The organism is Mesorhizobium sp. M8A.F.Ca.ET.202.01.1.1, assembly GCF_004791595.1.
In the GTDB taxonomy this organism is placed as follows: domain Bacteria; phylum Pseudomonadota; class Alphaproteobacteria; order Rhizobiales; family Rhizobiaceae; genus Mesorhizobium.
The window spans coordinates 1-379 of record NZ_SRUN01000107.1; the positions used below are offsets into that span (position 1 = coordinate 1).

At 63.1% G+C, this 379-nt stretch carries 1 pseudogene; it reads right to left on the reverse strand.

Annotated features, from left to right (window positions below):
- Positions 1–379, reverse strand: a pseudogene (locus EN845_RS34045) (hypothetical protein); the annotation flags it as partial.

Genomic DNA, 379 nt, shown 5'->3' on the forward strand with positions numbered 1-379 from the left:
GTAATTGCTCGAGGAATAGTTGAACTGGCCTATGTCGCTCGACGTGCCGCCGAACAGGCGCGTGACCGAAGTGCCGTTGTAGCCGATGCCGGTATAGCCATAGGCGGCATAGGTCGACTTGTTGCCGGCCGGATCGGAGCTCACCGTCGAATAGGTGTTCTCGCCGTCGGTCAGCACGATGACGACCTTGTCGTTGCCGCGTTCGGTCTCCTGCCGTCCCTCGGTGAAGGGCGAGGCGCTCGAGACGGTGCGCCAGCCCCAGGCCATGCCTTCTGGAACATTGGTGTTGCCGTTGGGCTGCATCAGGTCGATCGCCGCTTTGACGGATGCGAGCCCGTCGGCATTGGTGACGTCGGTGAGCGGCGTGATCGGCGTGGTG